Genomic DNA, 1,045 nt, shown 5'->3' with positions numbered 1-1,045 from the left:
GGTGCGGATGGCCTCCGGCACACCGAGCGGGGCCGGAGGGGCCGTAGGGGCAGAGGGGACAGCGGTGAACGAGGAGGCGGTGGAACCGATACCCGGCATCATCGAACCTTTCGGTATCGAAATATACGACGGTGCGAGGCTAACCCGGTGCTACCCTGGCGTCAAACAGTTCGACGTCGAAAATTTTCGGGGGAGACGATGCGGGACGCGGTGGACGGCATCCTCGACCAGTGGGCCCGCGAACGGCCCGACCTCGACGCCTCCCCCATGGGCGTGATCGGGCGCGTCTCCCGCCTCTCCCGCCTGTTCGGCCGGGCCGTCGCGGAACATCTCGCCGAACAGGGCGTCGAGCCCTGGGAGTTCGACGTGCTCGCCACCCTGCGCCGTTCCGGCCCCCCGTTCACCCTCTCCCCCGGTGAACTGGCCGCCTCCGCGATGATCGGCGGGGCCGCCCTCACCCACCGCGCCGACCGCCTGGCGGAACGCGGCCTGATCACCCGCGAGGTGGACCCGACGAACCGCCGCCGCGTCCTGATCACCCTCACCCCGGAAGGGCGGGCACTCGTCGACCGCCTGGTCGCCGGGCACCTCGCCACCGAGGACCGCCTGCTCGCCGCCCTCACCCCCGCGGAACGCGACACCGCCGCCGACCTGCTGCGCCGCCTCCTGGTCTCCCTCGGCGACACCGGCCGCCCCACCGACTGACGCCCGCCCCCGGCCGGTCGGCAGCCGGCGGACACCCGGTTCCGGCACGGCCGCCCGGCCTCAGGCGTTCGCCACGACCTCCGCCCCCGGGGTCGTCGTCGCGCCCCCGGCCGCGAACAGCTCCGCGAGCACCCGCCTCGCGCCCACCGGTTCCCGGCCCAGCAGCGCCGGCAGATCCCCGCCCGTGTCGGCGAGGAAACCGGCCGCGACGGCCGAGGCCGTCCCCACGAGCATGGGCACCTGGAAGGCCGCCGCCCCCGAGGCGGCGAACCGTTCCCTCGCCTCGGCCGGGGTGCCCGGCGCGTACCGCACGCCCCCGCCCATCAGGTCGGCCACCTCC

Annotated in this window: 1 protein-coding gene and 1 pseudogene; one reads left to right on the top strand and one right to left on the bottom strand. The window is 74.8% G+C overall.

The features are described 5' to 3' along the window. Nucleotides 1-198 precede the first annotated feature (198 nt). Nucleotides 199-705, top strand: a complete 507-nt coding sequence (locus tag FOE67_RS26735) for a MarR family winged helix-turn-helix transcriptional regulator (RefSeq protein ID WP_182667394.1) — start codon at nucleotides 199-201, stop codon at nucleotides 703-705. A gap of 60 nt (nucleotides 706-765) precedes the next feature. Here the strand turns inward: FOE67_RS26735 and FOE67_RS26730 are convergent. Further along, nucleotides 766-1,045: pseudogene (locus FOE67_RS26730) on the bottom strand (hypothetical protein); the annotation flags it as partial.

The sequence above is a fragment of the Streptomyces calidiresistens genome, from assembly GCF_014141525.1.
Taxonomy (GTDB): Bacteria; Actinomycetota; Actinomycetes; order Streptomycetales; family Streptomycetaceae; genus Streptomyces; species Streptomyces calidiresistens.
This window is presented reverse-complemented; position numbering and strand designations above follow the sequence as displayed.